Here is a 19,585-nt window from a genome sequence, read left to right as displayed (position 1 = left end):
GTCAGCCAACTTGGGCGACCGCCGCGCGCAGTGAGGCGATGGCCTGCTCGGCACCGGCCGGGTTGGTGCCACCGCCCTGTGCCATGTCCGGCTTGCCGCCGCCACGGCCGCCGATCGCCTCGGCGAACGACGGGACGAGCTTGCCCGCGGCGATGCCCTTCTCCTGGGCCGCCTTGGTGGTCGCGACGACGAAGGCGATCTTCTCGCCCTGCGGCGCGAACAGCGCGACGATGCCGGGGCGGTTGCCGAGCCTGCCGCGGATGTCCTGGGCCAGCGCGCGCAGACCGTTCGAGTCGACGCCGTCGCCGAGCTTCTCCGCGACGACCGCGACCCCGCCGATGTCCTCGGCCTTGTCCGCGAGCGAGCCCGCCGAACCGAGCACCTGCTGGGTACGCAGCTGCTCGATCTCCTTCTCGGCGTTCTTGAGCCGGGTGAGCACGTCGTCGATGCGCGACGGCAGCTGCTCCGACGGCACCTTGAAGGTGCTCGCGAGCTGCGAGACGAGCAGTTGCTCCTTGCGGACGTACTTGAGCGCGTCCGTGCCGACCAGCGCCTCGACGCGGTGCACGCCGGAACCGATGGACGAGTCGCCCACCAGCTTCACCAGGCCGAGCTGGCCGATGCGGTCGACGTGGGTGCCACCGCAGAGCTCGCGGGAGTACTCGCCCATGTCGACGACGCGGACGTCGTTGCCGTACTTCTCGCCGAACAGCGCGACCGCGCCCAGTTCGAGGGCCTTGTCCTTCGTGGTGACGAAGGTGTTCACCTCGACGTTGGTCTGGAGGTAGTCGTTGACCTCTTCCTCGACCTCGGTCAGCACGTCGGCCGACACCCCGCCGGAGGTGGTGAAGTCGAACCGCATCCGGCCGGGCGAGTTGAGCGAACCGGCCTGCGCCGCGCGCTTGCCGTACGCGCCGCGCACGGCCGCGTGGACCAGGTGCGTCGCGGAGTGGGACCGCTCGATCGACAGGCGGCGGTGCTGGTCGACCGAACCGGTCAGCGCGCTGCCGATGCCGACCTCGCCGTCGACGACCTCGACGCGGTGCACGAACAGGCCCGGCACGATCTTCTGCACGTCGTGGACCTTGAGCTCGACACCGTCGCCGAGCAGGACACCGGTGTCGGCGACCTGGCCACCGCTCTCGGCGTAGAACGGCGTGCGGTCCAGGACCAGCTCCGCCTTCTTGCCAGCGCCGACGCTGCGCACCGGGACGCCGTCTTCCAGCAGCGCGACGACCTTCGCTTCGGCCTGCAGATCGCGGTAGCCGAGGAACTCGGTCTCGCCGTGCTGCTCCAGCACCTTGCGGTACTCGGACAGGTCACCGTGGCCGGTCTTGCGCGAAGCCGCGTCGGCCTTCGCCCGCTGCCGCTGCTCGTTCATGAGCGTGCGGAAGCCCTCTTCGTCGACGGTCAGGCCCTGCTCGGACGCCATCTCCAGGGTCAGGTCGATCGGGAAGCCGTAGGTGTCGTGCAGCTGGAACGCCTTGTCGCCGGCCAGCAGTGAGCCACCTTCGCGCTTGGTCTCCTCGGCCGCCATGTCGAAGATGCGCGAACCGCTGGTCAGCGTCGAGAGGAAGGCCTCTTCCTCGACGCGCACGACGTCCTCGATGCGGTCGAAACCGGACAGCAGCTCGGGGTAGGTCGGGCCCATCGTGTCGCGGACGACCGCGGCGAAGGCGGGCAGCACCGGCTCGTGCACGCCGAGCAGGCGCGCGGACCGGACGATGCGGCGCAGCAGGCGGCGCAGCACGTAGCCGCGGCCGTCGTTGCCGGGGGTGACGCCGTCGCCGATGAGCAGCACCCCGGTGCGGGCGTGGTCGGCGATGACGCGGAAGCGGACGTCGTCGGTGTGGTCGGAACCGTAGCGGCGGCCGGAGAACTCCTCGGCGCGGCCGATCACCGGGCGGACGAGGTCGGTTTCGTAGACGTTCTCGACGCCCTGCAGGATCGTCGCCACGCGCTCGACGCCCATGCCGGTGTCGATGTTCTTCTTCGGCAGCTCACCGATCGGCTTGTGGCCGTGCTTCGGGCTCTTCTCGCCCCGCACGTCCTGCATGAAGACGAGGTTCCAGATCTCGATGTAGCGGTCCTCGTCGGCGACCGGGCCGCCCTCGCGGCCGTAGTCCGGGCCGCGGTCGTAGTAGATCTCCGAGCACGGGCCACCGGGACCGGGCACGCCCATGTCCCAGTAGTTGTCCTTGCCGTCACGGGACTGGATGCGCTCGCCGGGCAGGCCGGTGAGCTTCTTCCACAGGCCCGCCGCCTCGGAGTCGTCCTCGTAGACGGTCGCCCAGATGCGGTTCGGGTCGAGGCCGTAGCCGCCCTCGTCCTGGGACTTGGTGATCAGCTCCCAGGCCGCCTCGATGGCGCCTTCCTTGAAGTAGTCGCCGAAGGAGAAGTTCCCGGCCATCTGGAAGAACGTGTTGTGCCGGGTGGTCTTGCCGACCTCGTCGATGTCCGGGGTGCGGACGCATTTCTGGACACTGGTCGCGCGCGGGTACGGCGGCGGGGCCTCACCGAGGAAGTACGGCTTGAACTGGACCATGCCGGCGTTGACGAACAGCAGGTTCGGGTCGTCGAGGATCAGGGGCGCGCTCGGCACGCGCGTATGTCCCTTGTTCTCGAAATGGCTCAGGAAGCGCTGGGTGATTTCGTGTGTTTCCACGGGATCGTCCTTGTGTACGGGCTCGCGCGAAGGCGCTGGAGGAATGCGGGCAGGCGGGAACGGCGGAGGGCTCGGGCTCTTCTGGTCGCGGACGCGACCCGATCAGCCCTCCGCCCGGCGAGCTCGCCGGGCCGGGCGCCGCGGCGACGCCGCGTGCCTGCCCGCAGGGCCTTCGGAGGCCGTGCTCAAGCCGGATCGTTCGGACACCATGTCGTGCAGCTCCTGTTCGCGTTCGCTCATCCCGGCGCGGACCTCCGCGCCGAACGAACCGACGGCGCCCGCGAGTTCCCGCACGGCGTCGCCCAGGTTCGAGGCTAACCCCGCGGGCGTGGCCTGGCGAGCGGTTTCCGTCGCTTTGCGTGACAGGGCGACGCCGGCGACCACGCCGACGCCGAGCCAGAACAGGCGCTTCACTTGCGGCCCCGCTTCGCCGGGCGCGCGGCCTTCGCTTCCGCCTTCTTCCGGCGGGCCTTGATGGCCTTGCTGAGGCCGTAGGACAGCGCGGCCGTCTTCACCAGCGGCCCGCCGAGGGTCGCGGTGAACACCGACGTCAGCGCGGACACGTTGCCGGACACGGCCTGCGCGTTGGCCGTGATCCCGTCGACCCGCTCGAGCTGCGTGTTCACGTGCGTGATCGTCTCGTTCGCGCCGATCAGCAACGGGTCGGTGTTCTCGTGCGCCTTGCGGATCGCGATCGTGGCCTCGTCCAGGGTCCGGCCGAGCTTGAACAGCACGATCGCCAGCAGCACGACGAGTACGACGAATGCTCCTGCGGCGATCAGCGCGGCGATCTGCCCTGCCGACACGGGCCCTCCTCAAGGGTCTGCGGTCTTGGTGCCCGTGAGGTTACCGCCCCGCCGCCCGTTCAGCGGTGTCACCCCGCCGGACGGTCACTCAGCGCAGTGAAGCGGGACGGAGAGCGTGGCGAACGCTGTTCGCCGCACACCCGACCTGTTCGGTTCTTGTGCCGTTCACCTTGCTCGGCAAAGGTCGCGCGCATGCCTGAACTGTCACGCCGTACGTTGCTGGGCGCCACCGGCGCCGCGGCCGCCACCACGCTCCTCCCGCCGTCTGTGCACGCCGCCATGGCCGAACCCATGCGCCGCGGCGGACTCGGCGCCATCGAGCACGTGATCGTGCTGATGCAGGAGAACCGGTCGTTCGACCACTACTACGGCAGCCTGCGCGGCGTCCGGGGCTTCTCCGACACCCATCCGCTCGAACTGCCGTCGGGGAAATCGGTGTTCGAGCAGCCGAATCCCGCGGGCGGCACGGTGCTGCCGTTCTCCCTGCGCAAGGCGGCCGAGCTCGCCGGCCGGAAACCGGACGACATCCAGTACCTCGGCGACCTCGACCACAGCTGGAACGGCAGCGGCAAGGCGTGGGCGCGCGGCTGGAACAACGGCTGGATCGCGGCGAAGACCCCCGCCACCATGACGTACTACGAGCGCCGCGACATCGCGCTGCAGTACGAACTCGCCGACACGTTCACCATCTGCGACGCCTACCACTGCTCGATCTTCGGCTCGACCAACCCGAACCGGAACTTCCTCTGGACCGGGACCACGGGCTTCGAACCGGGCAGCACGACGAATCGCGCGGTCACGAACGCGGCGTACTCCTACGACCACAAGGGCTACGACTGGACGACCTACCCGGAGCGCCTCGAGGCCGCCGGGGTGCCGTGGCAGATCTACCAGGAGTGGGACAACTTCACCGACAACGCGGTCGAGTACTTCGTGCCGTTCAAGAAGGTCGGCACGAAGATCCTCGCCTCGGTCGAGGAGAAGTTCCGCACCACCGAGGAGTTCTACGACGCGCTGCTCAAGAAGACACCCGAGGAGCGCGCGAAGCTGCTGAAGCAGTTCGACACCGGTGTCGCCACGCTGACGCCCGCCGAGCGGAACCTGTTCAAGAAGGCCATGTACCGCAGCGAGCCGGAGACGCTGGTGACCCGGCTGAAGGCGGACATCCAGGCGCGCCGCCTGCCCGCGGTGTCGTGGCTGGTGCCGTCGGCGGTGGACTCGGAGCACCCCGGCGCGTCCACCCCGGTCGGCAGCGCGAACCTCATCTACCGGGTGCTGGACGCGCTCGCGTCCGACCGCGACACGTGGTCGAAAACGGTGCTGCTGATCAACTTCGACGAGAACGACGGCTACTTCGACCACGTCCCGCCACCGATGCCGCCCGGCAACGCCGCCAACGACGCGGACCACTTCAACGGCCAGCCGCTCGGTTTCGGCCCGCGCGTGCCGATGACGGTCGTCTCGCCGTGGTCGATCGGCGGCAACGTCGACTCGACGGTGTACGACCACACGTCGGTCCTGCGGTTCCTGGAGCGCTGGACCGGCATCGGCGAGCCGAACATCAGCAAGTGGCGGCGGACCGTGGCGGGCGACCTCACCGGCGCCTTCGACTTCTCTCGCGGCGGACGTCAGCCTCGCGTGACACGGCCGGGCGCGGTGCCCGCGCCGATCAGCCGGTGGCGGCCGTCCGCTCCGGCGGAGCAGAGCCTGCCCGTGGCCGAGCCCGGCAACCGGCCGTCGCGCCCGCTGCCGTACCAGGTCTCGGTGTCCGGCGTCGTGAAGTCCGGTTCCCTCGCGCTGTCGCTGGCGAACAGCGGCTCGTCTTCGGCGCATTTCGCGCTGTACCCGTACAAGGGCGAATTCCCCGAGCCCGCGCATCGCGACGTCCGCGGCGAGGCTTCGGAAAACGTGAAGCTGGCCGGTGACGACTACCGCGTGGTCGTCCAGGGTCCGAACCGGTCGTGGTGGGAACTGCGCGGGAACCGTACCGGGGCAGCCGCGGGCGTCGACGTGCGGACGCGGTTCCTGACCTGGCGTTCGGGTGTCGAGTTCAAACTGTCCAACTCGGGCTCGTCGGCGCTGACGCTGCGGCTGTCGTCTTCGCGGTTCACGCGGGTGGTGCGGGTCGGCGCCGGGCGTTCGGTCACTGTGGACTGGCCGGTTTCGGGTGGCTGGTACGACGTGAAGGTGACCGCGGACGGGGATCCGTCGTTCCTGCGGACGCTGACGGCGCACGTGGAGAACGGGCGGTCCGGCGTCTCCTGCTGACGGTGACGTGAAGGCCTCCTTCCCTGCTTTCAGCGTAGGGAAGGAGGCCTTCACGTACTTATTCGGTTGCGCGCCGGACTCCGCCGCTTTTAACGTCAGCTATGACCGCCACCTTGCACGCGCTTTGTTTCGACGCGAACGACCCGCGCGGTCTCACGCGTTTCTGGGCCGGACTTCTCGGCCGGGAAACCGACGGCGACACGCTGATCCCGGACGACGACACCGGATTCCGGATCCGTTTCGCCGCGACCGCGGAAACGAAGTCCCGCAAGAACCACGCGCATTTCGACCTGACGAGCGAATCCCTGGAAGACCAGCGGCGGATCGTGGCGAAGGCGCTCGAACTCGGCGGCCGCCATATCGACATCGGCCAGGGCCCCGAGGAAGAACACGTCGTGCTCGCCGACCCCGAGGGCAACGAGTTCTGCGTCATCGAGCCCGGGAACACCTTCCTCGCCGAATGTGGTTTCGTCGGCGCGCTCGCCTGCGACGGTTCGCAGGAAGTCGGCTATTTCTGGAGCAAGGCGCTCGACTGGCTGCTGGTCTGGGACCGGGATCAGGAGACCGCGATCCGTTCGCCGCACGGCGGTCCGAAGATCACCTGGGGCGGCCCGCCGTTCGACACCAAGACCGGGAAGAACCGGGTCCGGTTCGACCTCCTCGGCACGCAGGCGGAAATCGATCGGCTCGTGTCGCTCGGCGCGACCCGCCTGGATTCCGGTGAAAGCGGCCGGGTGGAAATGGCCGATCCCGACGGAAACGAGTTTTCTGTCGTGCTCAGTCGCTAACCTCCGCGGCATGGACATGAGAGCCGTGGCCGAGACCCTCGTCGCCGGGGAACACTTCAACGCCTGGGATCTGGACGAGGCCGGCCCGGAGGCACTCGCCGAACTGCGCGAAATCCGGCGAACCGGAAGCCCGGCACTGCGCAACGCGGCTCGCGCTCTGCTCTTCGCCGTGGGCGGCCCGGAGGCGCTCGGCGAGTACGACCTCGGGCTCGTCCGCCGCCTGATCCGGAGCAAACTCGCCGACGACGTTCCCGTACCGATGGACTGTTGCGAGGTCTGGTACGCCATCCCGACCACCGACCAGGCGGCGGTGCTCGACGCGTTCGGCCTGTCCGACGCGGAACCGGTGACCATGTCGCTGGGTACCGAGATCTGGAGCCGGCGCCATTCCCCTCTCGGGCACCAGCGGTGCGCCCAGGTCTACGTCAGCCCGGCTCTCGACGGCTGGACTCTCGTCTTCGGTTCCGCTTCACCGGACCAGCATCCCCCCGGCATCGTGGAAGAACGTGACTGGGACGCCGGCCCCCGCGACAGGTACGCGAACATCCTCGCGAACGAGGCCGTCTGGCGCCGGGTGACCCGGGAGAGATGCGTCGAACTGAGCCGCCGATTCGGGACGGCACATTTCCACTTCACCAGTCACGGCGACGCGATGACGTCGTGGTGTATCGCTGAAAAGGGTGAACTGGTCCGGTTCTACGACGCCGCCGTCCCCGAGGAATCGGTCGGCGAACTCGCTGCCGAGAACGGCTACCTGCTCCCTCATGAAGACACTCCGTTGCCCGAAGGCTGGGCCGACGACATCGAGCACACCGAAAATCCCCTGGACTGGCAACGGGAATGGGTCCGGCGCCACCGGCGGCTCAAGGCGGAACTCGGGATTCCGGACCACTGCGACGCCGACACGATCGCCGAAGCACTCTCGGTACACCCCGGCAAGATCGGCCCGCACACCCGCGTCGAAGGGCATGGGGTCATAGCACTCACCAGATGTGGCCGGGAGTATGGCCATCCCCGAACCTTGTTGACAGGCCTCGCTTACACGCCGCCACCCGAACGGCCCTCGATCTTCGACGAAGACCGGACCTGACGAACCTCAGGTACGCCCCGGCGTACGGCACAGGATGGAAATTGGTCTACACCTATTGACGCGCGCCTGGTCAGCGGCCCAAGCTGCTGGGACCGAGGGCCATCTTCCACTGTCGGAGGTTTCGGCGTGCCAAGGAGAACCAGGAAACTACTCCCGCTACTGGCGTCGCTCATCGCGCTGGCCGGGCTCATGATCGTCGTCGTCACCCCGTCCACGTCGAGCGCGGCAGGCAATGAGGACTGCCGCCCCGACGGGCTGTACCGGACACCCGGCGTCGACACCCCCTATTGCTCCGTCTACGACACCAACGGCCGGGAAAAGCTGGGAGACGAGCACTCCCGCCGCGTGATCGGCTACTTCACCAGCTGGCGCACCGGCAAGAACGGTTCGCCTTCCTATCTGGTCAACAACATCCCGTGGTCGAAGGTCACCCACCTCAACTACGCGTTCGCCCACGTCGACGCGCAGAACAAGGTTTCGGTCGGCAACCCGGGCGCGAACAACGAGGCCATCGGCATGGAGTGGCCGGACATCCCGGGCGCCGAGATGGATCCGTCGTTGCCCTACAAGGGACATTTCAATCTGCTGACCAAGTACAAGAAGCAGAACCCGAACGTGAAGTCGCTGATCTCGATCGGCGGCTGGGCCGAGACCGGCGGTTTCCTCAACCCGGACGGCACGCGCAACGCGTCGGGCGGTTTCTACAAGATGACGCAAAACCAGGCGAGCATTGACGTCTTCGCGGATTCGGTCGTGAAGTTCCTGCGCGACTACGGATTCAACGGCGCCGACATCGACTACGAGTACGCGACGTCGGCCAGCTACGCCGGAAACCCGGACGACTACTGGATCGCGCAGTCCAACCGCGGCACCCTGTGGACGGGCTACGAGAACCTGATGCGCACGCTGCGCGAGAAGATCGACCGGGCCGGTGCCGCCGACGGCAAGCACTATCTGCTGACCGCGGCCGTGCCCGCGTCCGGCTGGCTGCTGCGCGGCCAGGAGGTCTACGGCGTCACGCGGTATCTCGACTACGCCAACATGATGAGCTACGACCTGCACGGCGCGTGGAACCACTTCGCCGGGCCGAACGCGGCGCTCTACGACAACGGCAAGGACGCGGAACTCGCGCACTGGCAGGTGTACACCACCCCGCAGTACGACGGTCAGGGGTATCTCAACACCGACTGGGCCTATCACTATTTCCGAGGCGCGATGCAAGCGGGCCGGATCAACATCGGTGTCGGTTTCTACACCCGCGGCTGGCAAGGTGTGTCCGGCGGGACGAACGGACTGTGGGGCACCGCTCCACTGCCGGACCAGAAACAGTGTCCACCGGGCACCGGATCCCAGGTCGGCTCGACCGTGCCCTGCGGTAACGGCGCGATCGGCATCGACAACCTCTGGCACGACCTCGGTCTGGCGGGCGGCGAGGTGCCCGCGGGCGCGAACCCCATGTGGCACGCCAAGAACCTCGAGAACGAGATCACCCCGGACTATCTGGAGGCGTACGGGCTCACTCCCAAGACCGACCCGACGGACCGGGTCTCCGGGAAGTACGAGCGGTACTACGACAACACGATGGTGACGCCGTGGCTGTGGAACAACGACAAGAAGGTGTTCCTGTCCACTGAGGACGAAGCCTCGCTCGCCACGAAGGCCAAGTACGTGGCCGACAAGGGCATCGGCGGCATCATGATCTGGGAGCTGGCCGGCGACTACGCCTTCGACGAGGCCAAGGGCCAGTACTTCATGGGCGACACGCTGATCACGAAGATCAACGACGGCCTGCGCGGCGCCGCCCCGTACGGCAACACCAAGTCGTCGCGTCCCGCGCCGTCTTCGGTGCTCGACGTGAACGTGAACCTGACCGGGTTCGCACTGGGCGACGCGAACTACCCGATCACCCCGAAGATGCGCATCAAGAACAATTCGACCACCACCATCCCCGGTGGGACGAAGGTCGAGTTCGACTACGGCACGAGCGCACCCGGCAGCATGTCCGACCAGTCCGGCTACGGCCTGACGGTCACGAGCAAGGGCCATAGCGGACCCAACGCCGGTGGGATGAAGGGAGACTTCCAGCACGTCGCGGTGACCGTACCGAGCTGGCAGTCCATCGCGCCGGGCGCCACGATCGAAATCCAGCTGAACTACTACATGCCGATCGCGTCGCCGTCGAACTTCACGTTCACCTTCGGCGGGACGACCTACGCGCTCACGACGGACTACCCGCGTGGCGGCGGCGCACCGCCGACGACCACCACCACACCCACCACGACCACCGGAACGACGACCACGACACCCACCACCACGACCAGTCCGACGACGACCCGGACGACCACCACCACCCCGACGACGACCACCACGGCGCCGTCGAACGCCTGGAAACCGAACACCGACTACGCCACCGGTGCCCGGGTGACCCACAACGGCGCGGCGTACGTCTGCCGTCAGGGCCACCGGTCCCTGCCCGGCTGGGAACCGCCGAACGTGCCTGCCCTCTGGACCCCCGCCTGACAGACCCCGGCAGCGCGCTAGGAAAGGCCCGTTACTTGCGAATTTTGCAAGTAACGGGCCTTTCATGTCACGCGAGTGGTCCTCTACTTGCGGCGGAGGTCAGTGACGCCCGGCGGTCAAGGTGTCGAAGTCCGGGAAGTCCCCCGCCAGGGTGGCGCCGGTGAAGTCGCCGACCCACCCGCCGTCGTCGTGGAAGAACCGGATCGACACGTAGTCGGGCCGCGTCCCCATGTCGAACCAGTGCGTGGTGTTCGCGGGCACGCTCAGGAGGTCCCCCGCCTCGCACAGCACCGCGTACACCCGCCCGCCGACATGCAGGTAGAACACGCCGGACCCCCGGGCGAAGAAGCGGTCTTCGTCATCGTCGTGGGTGTGCTCGGCGAGGAACTTCTTCCGGGCTTCGGCGGCCTCGGCCGCCCAGCCGGGCTCGTCGGACGGGGTCATGCGGACGGCGTCGACGAAGGTGTAGCCCTCCGCCGCCGAGACCTTGCCGATCGGCTCCTCGTACGCGGCCAGCACCTGCTCCGGAGTCACTTCGCGCGGCAGGTCCGCGACGAGTTCCCACCGGTCGAACCGGACACCGAGCCGTCCCAGTTCCGCGGTGATCACGGCCGGGTCCTCGGTCCTGAGCGCGATCTCGTCGGGCCGGTCGTCCGGCCACACGGTCAGCAGCGTCATCGCGCTCCCCTTTCCTCACTGACGAGTCTCGTCTCTACCCGGAACCGGAGCAACCACTCCAAACATTCCAGGCGATGACGCGCGTGGCGCAGGTCGTCACCCCAGACGTAGATCCCGTGCCGCGCGACGATCACCGCCGGTGTGTCCGCCCGGAACCCCGCCTCGAACGCGTCGCCGAGGACGCGCATGTCCTGGCCGTTGGCGATCACCGGGATCGTCACCAGGTCGTCGTGCGCGGCGCGGCCGAAGCCCTTGAGCATCTCCAGGTCGCGGAGTTCGACGCCGTCCGGCCAGTGCTCGGCGGCCACGACCGGCGCGAGCGCGTGCACGTGGATCACCGCACCCGCGCCCGACACCGCCGCGATCCGGGCGTGCAGGCCCGCTTCGGCCGAGGGCACCTTGTCCGGATGCGGCTGCTCGGCCACGGCCAGCCCGTCCTCGCCGACCACCACGACGTCGTCGCTGGTCAACTCGCCTTTGTCCCGGCCGCTGACGGTGACGGCGACGCGCAGCGGATCGCGGCCCAGCACCACCGACAGGTTCCCGGACGTGCCCCGCATCCAGCCCAGCCCGGCGAACCGGGCGGATTCCTCGGCCAGCGCACGACCGGCGAGTTCGAGGAGGCTCATCGAGGAACGACCTTCACCTCGTCGAAAGTCCGGATCGTCCGGTGTGCCCCGAAATCCGCGTCACCGAACGGCTCACCGGCACGTGCCAGCCCGACGGTCTGCCAGCCGTCGGCGGCGGCCCCGTCGAGCTCGGCCGGGACGTCGGAGAAGAACACGATGTCGCCCGGCTCGGCACCCAGCGCGGAGGCGATCGCGCGATACGACGGCGCCTCGCGCTTCGGCCCGGCGTTCACGGTGTCGAAATGCTTCTCGAACAGGCCGGTGACGTCGCCGTCGGTGGTCCGCGAGAACGACGCGACCTGCCCGGCGACCGAGCCGGACGAGAACACCGCGAGCCGCAGCCCGGACTCGTGCCACGACCGCAGGGCCGGGGCGACATCGCCGAAGAACTCCGTCGTCAGATCGCCGTCGGCGTACCCACGCTGCCAAATGAGGCCCTGCAACGTCTTCAGGGGCGCGATCTTCTGGTCCGCGTCCATCCAGCCGTGCAGCACCGCCACGACGTCCACTGTGGACGCGTCCGCCGGGAGCCCGCCGAGTTCCTTGATCCGCGCCACGGCGCCGGCGACCTCGGGGTCGTCCGGATGCTGGTCGATCCACGGGCCCAGCCGCGGGCGCGCGTAGTCGTAGAGGGTCACGTGCACGTAGCTGGTGGCCGTCAGCGTGCCCTCGATGTCGAGGACCACCCACCGGGCGGTCAGCGTTGCGGTCACTGGTTCGCTTCCCCTTCTGCGTAGTACTCGCGGAGCCGTCCTGGTGCGAAGGCCCCGCGGTCGGTCACCACCGTGGTCACGAAACGCGGTGGTGTCACATCGAAGGCCGGATAGTGCCCTCGGACGCGTTCGCCGGCGACACGGTGCCCGAGCGCGCTCAGCACCTCGTCGCCGTCGCGGTATTCGATCGGCACGTCGGCACCGGTCGGCGCGGCCTGGTCCGGCGCCTGGACCATCGCGTGGAACGGCACGCCGAACGCTTCGGCCGCCACCGCGAGCCCCAGGGTGCCGATCTTGTTGACGACGTGACCGTCCATGGTGACCCGGTCGGCGGCGGTCACCAGCGCGCCGACCTCACCCGAGGACAGCACGGCCGCACCCATCCCGTCGGTGATCAGCCGGGTGTCGGCGCCCATTTCGACGAGCGTCTCGGCGGTCAGCCGCGCGCCCTGCAGGTACGGCCGGGTTTCCGTGCAGAGGAAGGAGAATTCCTTGCCCTGCCGTCGCGCGGCCAGCACCAGCTCGATCAGGTAGAGATCCGCCCAGCAGTGCGTGAGGACGGTCGCCCCGTCCGGGACCAGCTCCGCCGTGTGCTCGCCCAGCGCGCGGCTGCGCGACCGGTACAACTCGTCGCCCGATCGTGCCCCGGCGGTGGCGGCCTCGACCAGGTCCCCGGTCGACTTGTCCACTTCGGACAGTACGGCGGCGACGGCCTTGCGGAGGTGGTTGTTCGTCTTGCGGGTCGCGATGATCCGCTCCCCCACGCGCTCCAGGTACGCGCGGGCTTCGGCAGGCGCGTGCCCCGCCGCCTCGCGCGCGCCGAGCACCATCGCTCCCAGTGCGGCGAAGTACGGTCCGGACGACTGGGTGACCATGTCCTCGATGGCCACCGCGACCTCTTCCGAAGTCCGGCACAGCACCCATTCGCGCGCGAACGGGAAGACGCGGCGGTCGAGGATGTGCACGCCGTCGTCGTCGAGGCGGACGCTTTCGGCGAGGATCGGCAGCGTCATCAGCTGTACCCCGAAAGACACGGCGGGATGCCGTTGAGGAAGTGGTCGCCGACCTCGCGCGCCTTGTAGGTCACCGGATCGTGCAAGGTCAGCGTGCGAGCGTTGCGCCAGAAGCGGTCGAAGCCGTACTTGGTCGCCGTCGCCCGCGCGCCGGTGAACTCGAAGACCTTGCTCGTCGTCTCGACGGCCGCCCGGCTGGCCACGATCTTCGCCGACGAGATGGCGATCGCCGCTTCCGCACGCTCGGCCGGGGTCAGGTCGAAGCCGCGTTCGTCGGCCTCGCCAAGGGCGGAAACCGCCGCGTCGACGGCGAATCCGGCCGCCCGCGCCGTCGCGACCGACTCGCCGTACCCGGCCAGGGTGTACGGATCCTGCGCCGCTTTGTCTACATCGGACAGTGTCCAGGCGCGTGCGGTCTCGCGTGTGTAGACCGCGGCCGCGTCGAGCGCGCCGGACGCGAGGCCGACGTAGACCTGCGCCAGCATGAGCTGGAACCCGATCGCCGCCAGGGAGATACGGGGCACCCGCGGATCCGCCTGGTCGTCCGGCTGCGCACCGAGCACGTCGTCCTCGGCGATCCGGACGGCCTCGAACCGCACCGCGCCGCTCGCGGTGAGCCGCTGGCCGATGTTGTCCCAGTCACCGGGGAAGGTGATCCCGTCGGCCCGCGCGTCGACGACGAACGTGAGCTTGTCGCCGTGGTCGGTCCTCGTCGCGCTGACCACCAGGCGATCGGCGACGGCCGCGCCGGTGGCGAAGGTCTTCGTGCCCTCGACGGTGAATCCGCCGTCCACCGGGGTCAGCAACAGGACGGAGTCGAGCGGGTTGCTCACGCCCGCCCAGAACCAACCCGGTTCGCTCGCGGCGCGCGGCCCGAACAGGCCGGTGCGCCACAGCTGCAGGTAGTGGTAGCCGAGCAGATGCCCGACCGACGCGTCCGCGGCGGAAACGATCCGGGTGGCCTGGTTCGCGGCCGCCCAGCCGGCGGTGTCGAGCAGGGGCAGGAGCCCGGACTCACGCAGCAGGGCGACCTCCTGGACCGGGAGCCGTCCGGCGAGGTCGCGCTCGGCGGCGTCCGCCGCCAGGGTGCTCGCCAGCTCGTGAGCCGCTTTTCGCCACACTTCGGTCATTCCGCCCCTTCCAACTCGACCACGGCGTCGAGGGCCACGCGGGTCGCCCTCGCCACCCCTTCGGCCACGACGTCGCGATGCGGGTCGTAGGCCGACGGGTCGGGGTGCTCGGGCCGCGCGTCGCCGTCGATCACGAGCACACCACCGGCCCGCAGGCCGCGCAATGCCGCGAAGACCAGCAGCGTGGAGAGTTCCATCTCAATGGCGACGACCCGCGCGGCGAGGTAATCGGCCATCGGGAGGGTGAGCACCAGCGGGCTGAACGCGGCCCGCGTCCACACCACGCCGCGACGCGCCTCCGGGGCCGCGCGGCTCAGCGCCACGACGGCCTCCGGGGTGGCGAAGGCCGGGTACTCCGGATGGATCAGCTGCTGGGTGACACCGTCGTCGCGGACCGCCGCCTCGGCGATGACGAGGTCGCCGTCGGTGATCCCGTCGGCCAGCGAACCGGCGGTGCCGAGCCGGATGAAGGTGCGGACGCCGGCTTCGGCCAGCTCGCCGAACTGGCACAGCGCCCCGGGCCCGCCGACGCCGTGCGAGGACACGACGACCGGGACGCCCTTCCAGGTGCCGGTGTAGCTGCGGTACTCGCGGTTCTGGCCGACGAGGACGGTGTCTTCCAGCGTTTCGGCCACCGCGGTCGCGCGGTCCGGGTCGCCGACGACGACGGCGCGCGGCGGCAGTCCGTGCCGGGGGATCTTGGTGATGGGCAGGACGTCGCTCACGCGGGCTGTCCCTTCTTCCGCTTGATATTGGACAGGAACAAAGCCACCAGCGTGACGACATACGGGGCGGCGTCGGTGGCCTGCTGCGGAAGGCCGATGCCCTGGAGCCGGAAACCGAACGCTTCCGCGAGGCCGAACAGCAGCGCCGCGAGGAGGACGCCGAGCGGATGCGCGCGACCGAGCATGACCGCGACGACGGCGATCCAGCCGCGTCCGGCGGTCATGTTCTCGGCGAACAACGTCACCGAGCCCAGCGCCAGTTGCGCGCCGCCGAGACCGCACAGCGCGCCCCCGGCGAGGATCACTCCGTAGCGGTACTTGGTCACGTTGACGCCGAGGCTGGACGCGGCCTCCGGACGTTCGCCGACCCCGCGCAGCCGCAGGCCCCACGGATGCCGGTACAGCAGCACCGCGAGCGCGGGCACGGCCAGCCAGGACAGGTAGACCAGCAACGACTGCCCGGGAATCGGGCCGAACTGGCCGAGTCCCCGCAACATGGGATCGCTGAACGAGCCCTCAGTGCCGAACACCGTGCGGATGAGGAAGCTGGTCAGCCCGACCGCGAGCAGATTGCTCGCGACTCCGAGCACGATCGGGTCGCCGTCGAAGGTGATCGACCCGATCGCGAGGATCAGCGAGTACGCCGTCGCCGCGATCACCGCCACGACGACGCCGACCCACGCGCTCCCGGTGTACCAGCTCCCCGCGACGGCGCCGAAGCAGCCGACCAGGAGCGAGCCTTCGAGGGAGATGTTGAAGACGCCCGCCCGCTGGCACAGCGCGCCCGCGAGCGCGGCGAACAGGATGGGCGTCAGCGCGGTGAGCGCCGAGGAGAACAGGCTCGCGTCGATCATGCCCGCCCCGCCTTCCGCTTGAAGACCCCGGAGGTGGCCGCGAGGAAGATGATCAGCACCGCCTGCAGGACCGCGGTCAGCTCGCGCGGGACCTGGGTGGCGCGTTCCATGGCGAACCCGCCGCTGGTCAGCGCCGCGAAGAAGACCGCCGCGAGCAGCGTCCCGAGCGGGCTCGCCTCGGCGAGCAGCGCCGCGAGCAGGCCGATCCAGGTGTACTGCGGTGTGATCAGCGCGCCGTCGATGAACCGGTACGGGAAGCCGAGGACGGCGATCGCGCCGACCAGCCCGGCGGTCCCTCCCGACGCGGCCAGCAGCCGCACCGTGAGCTTCGGCCGGTCGATCCCGGCGTACTCGGCGAACCGCGGTGCCCAGCCGGTCACCTTGGTTTCGAAACCGGCGGGCGTGCGGGCGTCGATCACCGCGTAGACCGCGATCACCGCCACCACCAGGAAGATCCCGGTCGTCACGCCGTCGAGTTCGGGCAGCCGCGTGCCTTCGGGCAGTTGCGGGCTCTGCGGCAGGCTGGAGCCCGCGTCCTTCACCGGGAACCGCACCAGATAGCCGGCCAGCGACATCGCCGGATAGCTCAGCAGCAGCGTGCTGATCAGCAGCGGGACACCCAGGCGGTTCTCGCAGACCGCGGCCAGCGCGGCGTACGCGGCTCCGGCGAGAACGCCCGCGAGCAGTGCCAAGACGACCTTGACCGGCCCCGGACCGGGCACGTACAGGCCGACGGCGAGCGCGCTGATCGCGCCGAGCACCAGTTGCCCCTCACCGCCGAGGTTGACCATGCCCGCGCGCAGCGGGATCGCGAGCGCGGTCGCCATCCCCGCGACGGGGACGGCGTAGGCGAGGGTGTCGCCGATGCCGTCGGGACCGAAAGCACCCGAGACGATCGCGCCGTAGGCGGCCAGCGGGTCGGTTCCGGTGGCCAGCAACAGGATCGCGCCGAGCACGAGCGCCGCGACGACCGGCACGGCGATGAGGCGGACGCGGGTCATCCGGCACCTCCGGCCATCGCCAGGCCGACCGTGTGCTGATCGGCTTCGTCCTTGGTGAACTCCGCGGCGATCCGGCCTTCGAACAGCACCAGCACGCGGTCGGACAGCGCGAGAATCTCGCTGAGCTCGGCGGAGATCAGCAGGACGGCGTGCCCGGCGTCGCGGTGGGCGACGAGCCGGGCGTGGATGTTCTCGATCGCGCCGACGTCGACCCCGCGGGTGGGCTGCTCGACCAGCAGGAAGGGCGCGTCGTGGGTGAGTTCGCGGCCGAAGATCGCCTTCTGCTGGTTGCCGCCGGACAGCGTGCCCATCGCGGCGGCGGGACCGGCGCCGCGGACGTCGTAAGCCTCGGTGATCGCCGACGCGTGGTCGTCGATCGCCTTGCGGCGCAGGAATCCCCTGCGTACCAAGGGGAATTTGCGATGGAAGCCGACGGCCAGGTTCTTCCGGAGGCTCGCCGTGGGTGCCGAGCCGACCTCGGCGCGGTCTTCCGGCACGTGGGCGAGCCCGGCGTCCCTCCGCGCACGGACCGACAGGCCGTCGAGACTCTGTCCTTTGAGGACGATCTCGCCGCCGGTCTTCAGGAGGCCGGTGATCGCGCCGGACAGTTCGGCCTGGCCATTGCCCGCGACCCCGGCGACGCCGACGATCTCGCCGGCACGCACGGTCAGGGACACGTTGTCGAGCAACGGCTTTCCTTCCGTACCGGGAACGGTCAGGGAACGGGCTTCGAGAACGGCGTCACCGGGCTTCCCGGCCGGATGGATCCGGTCGAGGTCGACCTCGCGTCCGGTCATCGCCGCGGCGAGCCCGGCGGCGGTCTGGTCCGCCGTGCGCCCGCGAGCGCTGACGCGGCCGTCCCGCAGCACCGTGACGTGGTCACTGACGGCGAGGACCTCCTGGAGTTTGTGCGACACCAACAGGATCGTGCGGCCTTCCCCGGCGAGCGCGCGCAGGACGCCGAACAGCCGCTCGGTTTCGGGCGGGGTCAGCACCGCGGTGGGTTCGTCGAGGATCAGGACGTCGGCCTCGCGGTAGAGGAGTTTGAGGATCTCGACGCGCTGCCGGAGCCCGACGGGCAGGTCGCGGACGCGGTCACCGGGCCGGAGACGCAGTTCGTGCCGGTCGATCAGTTCGGTGACGCGGGCCGTCGCCGCCTTGCGGTCGAGCAGGCCGCGACGGGTGGGTTCGCTGCCGAACACGACGTTCTCGGTGACGGTGAGTTCGCCGAACAACGCGAACCCCTGCTGCACCATGCCGACACCGGCGTCGATGGCCTGCGCGGGCGAGCCGAAGGAGACTTCCTCGCCGTGCAAGGAGATCGTGCCTTCGTCGGGCCGGTGGAGACCGTAGAGCACGGACATGAGCGTCGACTTGCCCGCGCCGTTCTCGCCCATCAGCGCGTGGATCTCGCCCGCGCCGACGTCGAGGTCCACGTGGTCGTTCGCGAGCACTCCGGGGAACCGCTTGACGATCCCCCGGAGTGAGACGGCGTCAGGACTTGGCGGGGTCATCGACGACGATCGCGCCCGAGATGATCTGGTCCCGCAGCTCGCCGACCTTCGACAGCACGTCGGGGCGGCTCGCGACGACGCACTGAGACGTCGAGGCATCCGGCTCGAGGCCGGTCAGGGAGATGCCCTTCTCCTTGAGGCCGTAGGACTTCACCTCGCCCGCCTTGCCGCCGAGGATCGCCTCGACCCCGTCGCCGATGACGACGTTGGTGCGCTTGATGACGTTGTCCACGACCTGTCCGGGACTGGCCGGGCACTGGTTGGCGTCGACGCCGAACGCGAAGAAACCGCCCTGCTTGGCCGCCTCGAAGACCCCGAGGTTGCCCGCCGCGGAGGCCGCGCCCATGACGTGGTCGACCCCCTGACCGGCGAGCGTGGTGGCCAGCGCCTTCGCCCGGGCGGGATCGTTGAACGGGTTCGCGCCGCCGATGAACAACGGGGCCAGCGTGGTGCCGGGCTTGGCCTTCTCCGCGCCCTTCCCGAACGGGATCGAGTACCGGTGGAACTGGGGCGCGTCGAGCACGACGACCGCGCCGACCTTGCCGGACTTGCTCAGCAACCCGGCTTCGGCACCGGCGAGGTAGGAGCCCTCGTGCTCACGGAACACCGCGCAGGTGACGTTCGGGAACGGCTTGGTGGTGCAGGAGTCCACGAACAGGAACTTCTGCTCCGGGTTGCGCTCGGCCTCGGCCGCGATCGCGTCGGCGAAGTTGAAGCCGACGGCGACGATCACGGCGGGCTTCTCGCGCACCGCGGCCGCGAGATTCTGCTGGATCGACGCCGGATCGGTGCTCTGGAACACTTTCTGCGTCCCGTTGTGCTTCTTGGCCGAGTCCTCGATGCCCTGGACCGCGAGCTTGAGGAAGTCGTTGACCCCGACCGGGCTCGGCGTGATCAGGACCAGCGCGGGCCCGGCCGCGTTCTGGGCGGCCGGATCCTTGGCCGAGGCGTTGCACGCGGCGAGGAGCGCGACGGCGGAAACGGCCATGACGGCCCGCAAGAGGGTTCTCGGCGACATGTCCCGGACTGTATGTCGCTCGTCCACGATATGGCACCGAGTCTCACCATGCGGACCCGTGTAGGCCGTTATACGCCAGACGTCGCCGGAGGTCGACTGCGGGCGCGGGGTTCGCGAACGGGACGGTCCGGTTGCCCAGGGAGCCCGCCAGTCACACCGGCGACGGGCCCCAC

General features: G+C 69.4%; 17 protein-coding genes. 4 read left to right on the top strand and 13 right to left on the bottom strand.

The genetic code is table 11. From position 1 onward, the window contains the following. Position 1: 1 nt before the first annotated feature. The 3 genes from alaS to BKN51_RS06205 all read right to left on the bottom strand — a co-directional run bounded on the left by alaS (position 2) and on the right by BKN51_RS06205 (position 3,471). A complete protein-coding gene (gene alaS, locus BKN51_RS06215; protein WP_101606706.1) occupies positions 2 to 2,665 on the bottom strand; it encodes an alanine--tRNA ligase in 2,664 nt (887 codons plus the stop codon). A 102-nt stretch (positions 2,666 to 2,767) separates the two neighbouring features. Beyond that, the gene (locus BKN51_RS06210) at positions 2,768 to 3,079 is read right to left on the bottom strand and encodes a hypothetical protein (protein WP_101606705.1); all 312 of its coding nucleotides are present in this window, start codon (positions 3,077 to 3,079) and stop codon (positions 2,768 to 2,770) included. After that, positions 3,076 to 3,471 carry a DUF948 domain-containing protein gene (locus BKN51_RS06205; protein WP_101606704.1) on the bottom strand — a complete coding sequence of 132 codons (396 nt, stop codon included), beginning with the start codon at positions 3,469 to 3,471 and terminating at the stop codon, positions 3,076 to 3,078. The genes BKN51_RS06210 and BKN51_RS06205 overlap by 4 nt, the downstream gene beginning before the upstream one ends. Positions 3,472 to 3,663: 192 nt before the next feature. On the opposite strand from BKN51_RS06205, the gene BKN51_RS06200 reads away from it, so the two are divergent. From BKN51_RS06200 to BKN51_RS06185, 4 genes are all read left to right on the top strand, one after another. Next, complete coding sequence (locus BKN51_RS06200) at positions 3,664 to 5,739, top strand: phosphocholine-specific phospholipase C (protein WP_101606703.1); 2,076 nt, start codon at positions 3,664 to 3,666, stop codon at positions 5,737 to 5,739. A gap of 101 nt (positions 5,740 to 5,840) precedes the next feature. Beyond that, on the top strand, positions 5,841 to 6,527 hold the full coding sequence (locus BKN51_RS06195; RefSeq protein WP_101606702.1) for a VOC family protein: 687 nt from the start codon (positions 5,841 to 5,843) through the stop codon (positions 6,525 to 6,527). Between the two features lie 10 nt (positions 6,528 to 6,537). After that, positions 6,538 to 7,617, top strand: a complete 1,080-nt coding sequence (locus tag BKN51_RS06190; protein WP_233224227.1) for a hypothetical protein — start codon at positions 6,538 to 6,540, stop codon at positions 7,615 to 7,617. A gap of 126 nt (positions 7,618 to 7,743) precedes the next feature. Further along, positions 7,744 to 10,137, top strand: a complete 2,394-nt coding sequence (locus BKN51_RS06185) for a chitinase C-terminal domain-containing protein (RefSeq protein ID WP_101606700.1) — start codon at positions 7,744 to 7,746, stop codon at positions 10,135 to 10,137. Between the two features lie 99 nt (positions 10,138 to 10,236). Here the strand turns inward: BKN51_RS06185 and BKN51_RS06180 are convergent, their stop codons facing one another. The 10 genes from BKN51_RS06180 to BKN51_RS06135 are packed head-to-tail and all read right to left on the bottom strand — an operon-like array spanning position 10,237 to position 19,412. Beyond that, positions 10,237 to 10,815 carry a 1,2-dihydroxy-3-keto-5-methylthiopentene dioxygenase gene (locus BKN51_RS06180; RefSeq protein ID WP_101606699.1) on the bottom strand — a complete coding sequence of 193 codons (579 nt, stop codon included), beginning with the start codon at positions 10,813 to 10,815 and terminating at the stop codon, positions 10,237 to 10,239. Next, positions 10,812 to 11,444, bottom strand: a complete 633-nt coding sequence (mtnB, locus tag BKN51_RS06175) for a methylthioribulose 1-phosphate dehydratase (protein ID WP_101606698.1) — start codon at positions 11,442 to 11,444, stop codon at positions 10,812 to 10,814. Before mtnB ends, BKN51_RS06180 begins: the two co-directional genes overlap by 4 nt. Beyond that, positions 11,441 to 12,157, bottom strand: coding sequence for an acireductone synthase (mtnC, locus tag BKN51_RS06170; RefSeq protein WP_101606697.1), 717 nt, complete (start codon positions 12,155 to 12,157; stop codon positions 11,441 to 11,443). The genes mtnB and mtnC overlap by 4 nt, the downstream gene beginning before the upstream one ends. Then, on the bottom strand, positions 12,154 to 13,170 hold the full coding sequence (locus tag BKN51_RS06165) for a methylthioribose-1-phosphate isomerase (RefSeq protein WP_101606696.1): 1,017 nt from the start codon (positions 13,168 to 13,170) through the stop codon (positions 12,154 to 12,156). Before BKN51_RS06165 ends, mtnC begins: the two co-directional genes overlap by 4 nt. Beyond that, the gene (locus tag BKN51_RS06160; protein ID WP_101606695.1) at positions 13,170 to 14,300 is read right to left on the bottom strand and encodes an acyl-CoA dehydrogenase family protein; all 1,131 of its coding nucleotides are present in this window, start codon (positions 14,298 to 14,300) and stop codon (positions 13,170 to 13,172) included. Before BKN51_RS06160 ends, BKN51_RS06165 begins: the two co-directional genes overlap by 1 nt. Beyond that, on the bottom strand, positions 14,297 to 15,025 hold the full coding sequence (locus BKN51_RS06155) for a nucleoside phosphorylase (protein ID WP_101606694.1): 729 nt from the start codon (positions 15,023 to 15,025) through the stop codon (positions 14,297 to 14,299). Before BKN51_RS06155 ends, BKN51_RS06160 begins: the two co-directional genes overlap by 4 nt. Then, on the bottom strand, positions 15,022 to 15,879 hold the full coding sequence (locus BKN51_RS06150; RefSeq protein ID WP_101606693.1) for an ABC transporter permease: 858 nt from the start codon (positions 15,877 to 15,879) through the stop codon (positions 15,022 to 15,024). The genes BKN51_RS06155 and BKN51_RS06150 overlap by 4 nt, the downstream gene beginning before the upstream one ends. Then, entirely contained in the window at positions 15,876 to 16,880 is a 1,005-nt protein-coding gene (locus BKN51_RS06145) for an ABC transporter permease (RefSeq protein WP_101606692.1), read from the bottom strand. Before BKN51_RS06145 ends, BKN51_RS06150 begins: the two co-directional genes overlap by 4 nt. Next, positions 16,877 to 18,394 (bottom strand): ABC transporter ATP-binding protein, encoded by a 1,518-nt coding sequence (locus BKN51_RS06140; RefSeq protein WP_174720396.1) that lies wholly within the window; start codon positions 18,392 to 18,394, stop codon positions 16,877 to 16,879. The genes BKN51_RS06145 and BKN51_RS06140 overlap by 4 nt, the downstream gene beginning before the upstream one ends. Next, positions 18,375 to 19,412, bottom strand: coding sequence for a BMP family ABC transporter substrate-binding protein (locus tag BKN51_RS06135; RefSeq protein ID WP_233224228.1), 1,038 nt, complete (start codon positions 19,410 to 19,412; stop codon positions 18,375 to 18,377). The genes BKN51_RS06140 and BKN51_RS06135 overlap by 20 nt, the downstream gene beginning before the upstream one ends. Positions 19,413 to 19,585 lie beyond the last annotated feature (173 nt).

This window comes from Amycolatopsis sp. BJA-103 (assembly GCF_002849735.1).
In the GTDB taxonomy this organism is placed as follows: domain Bacteria; phylum Actinomycetota; class Actinomycetes; order Mycobacteriales; family Pseudonocardiaceae; genus Amycolatopsis.
Note: the sequence above shows the minus strand (reverse complement) of the source record. Positions and strands in the feature narration are given on the sequence as shown.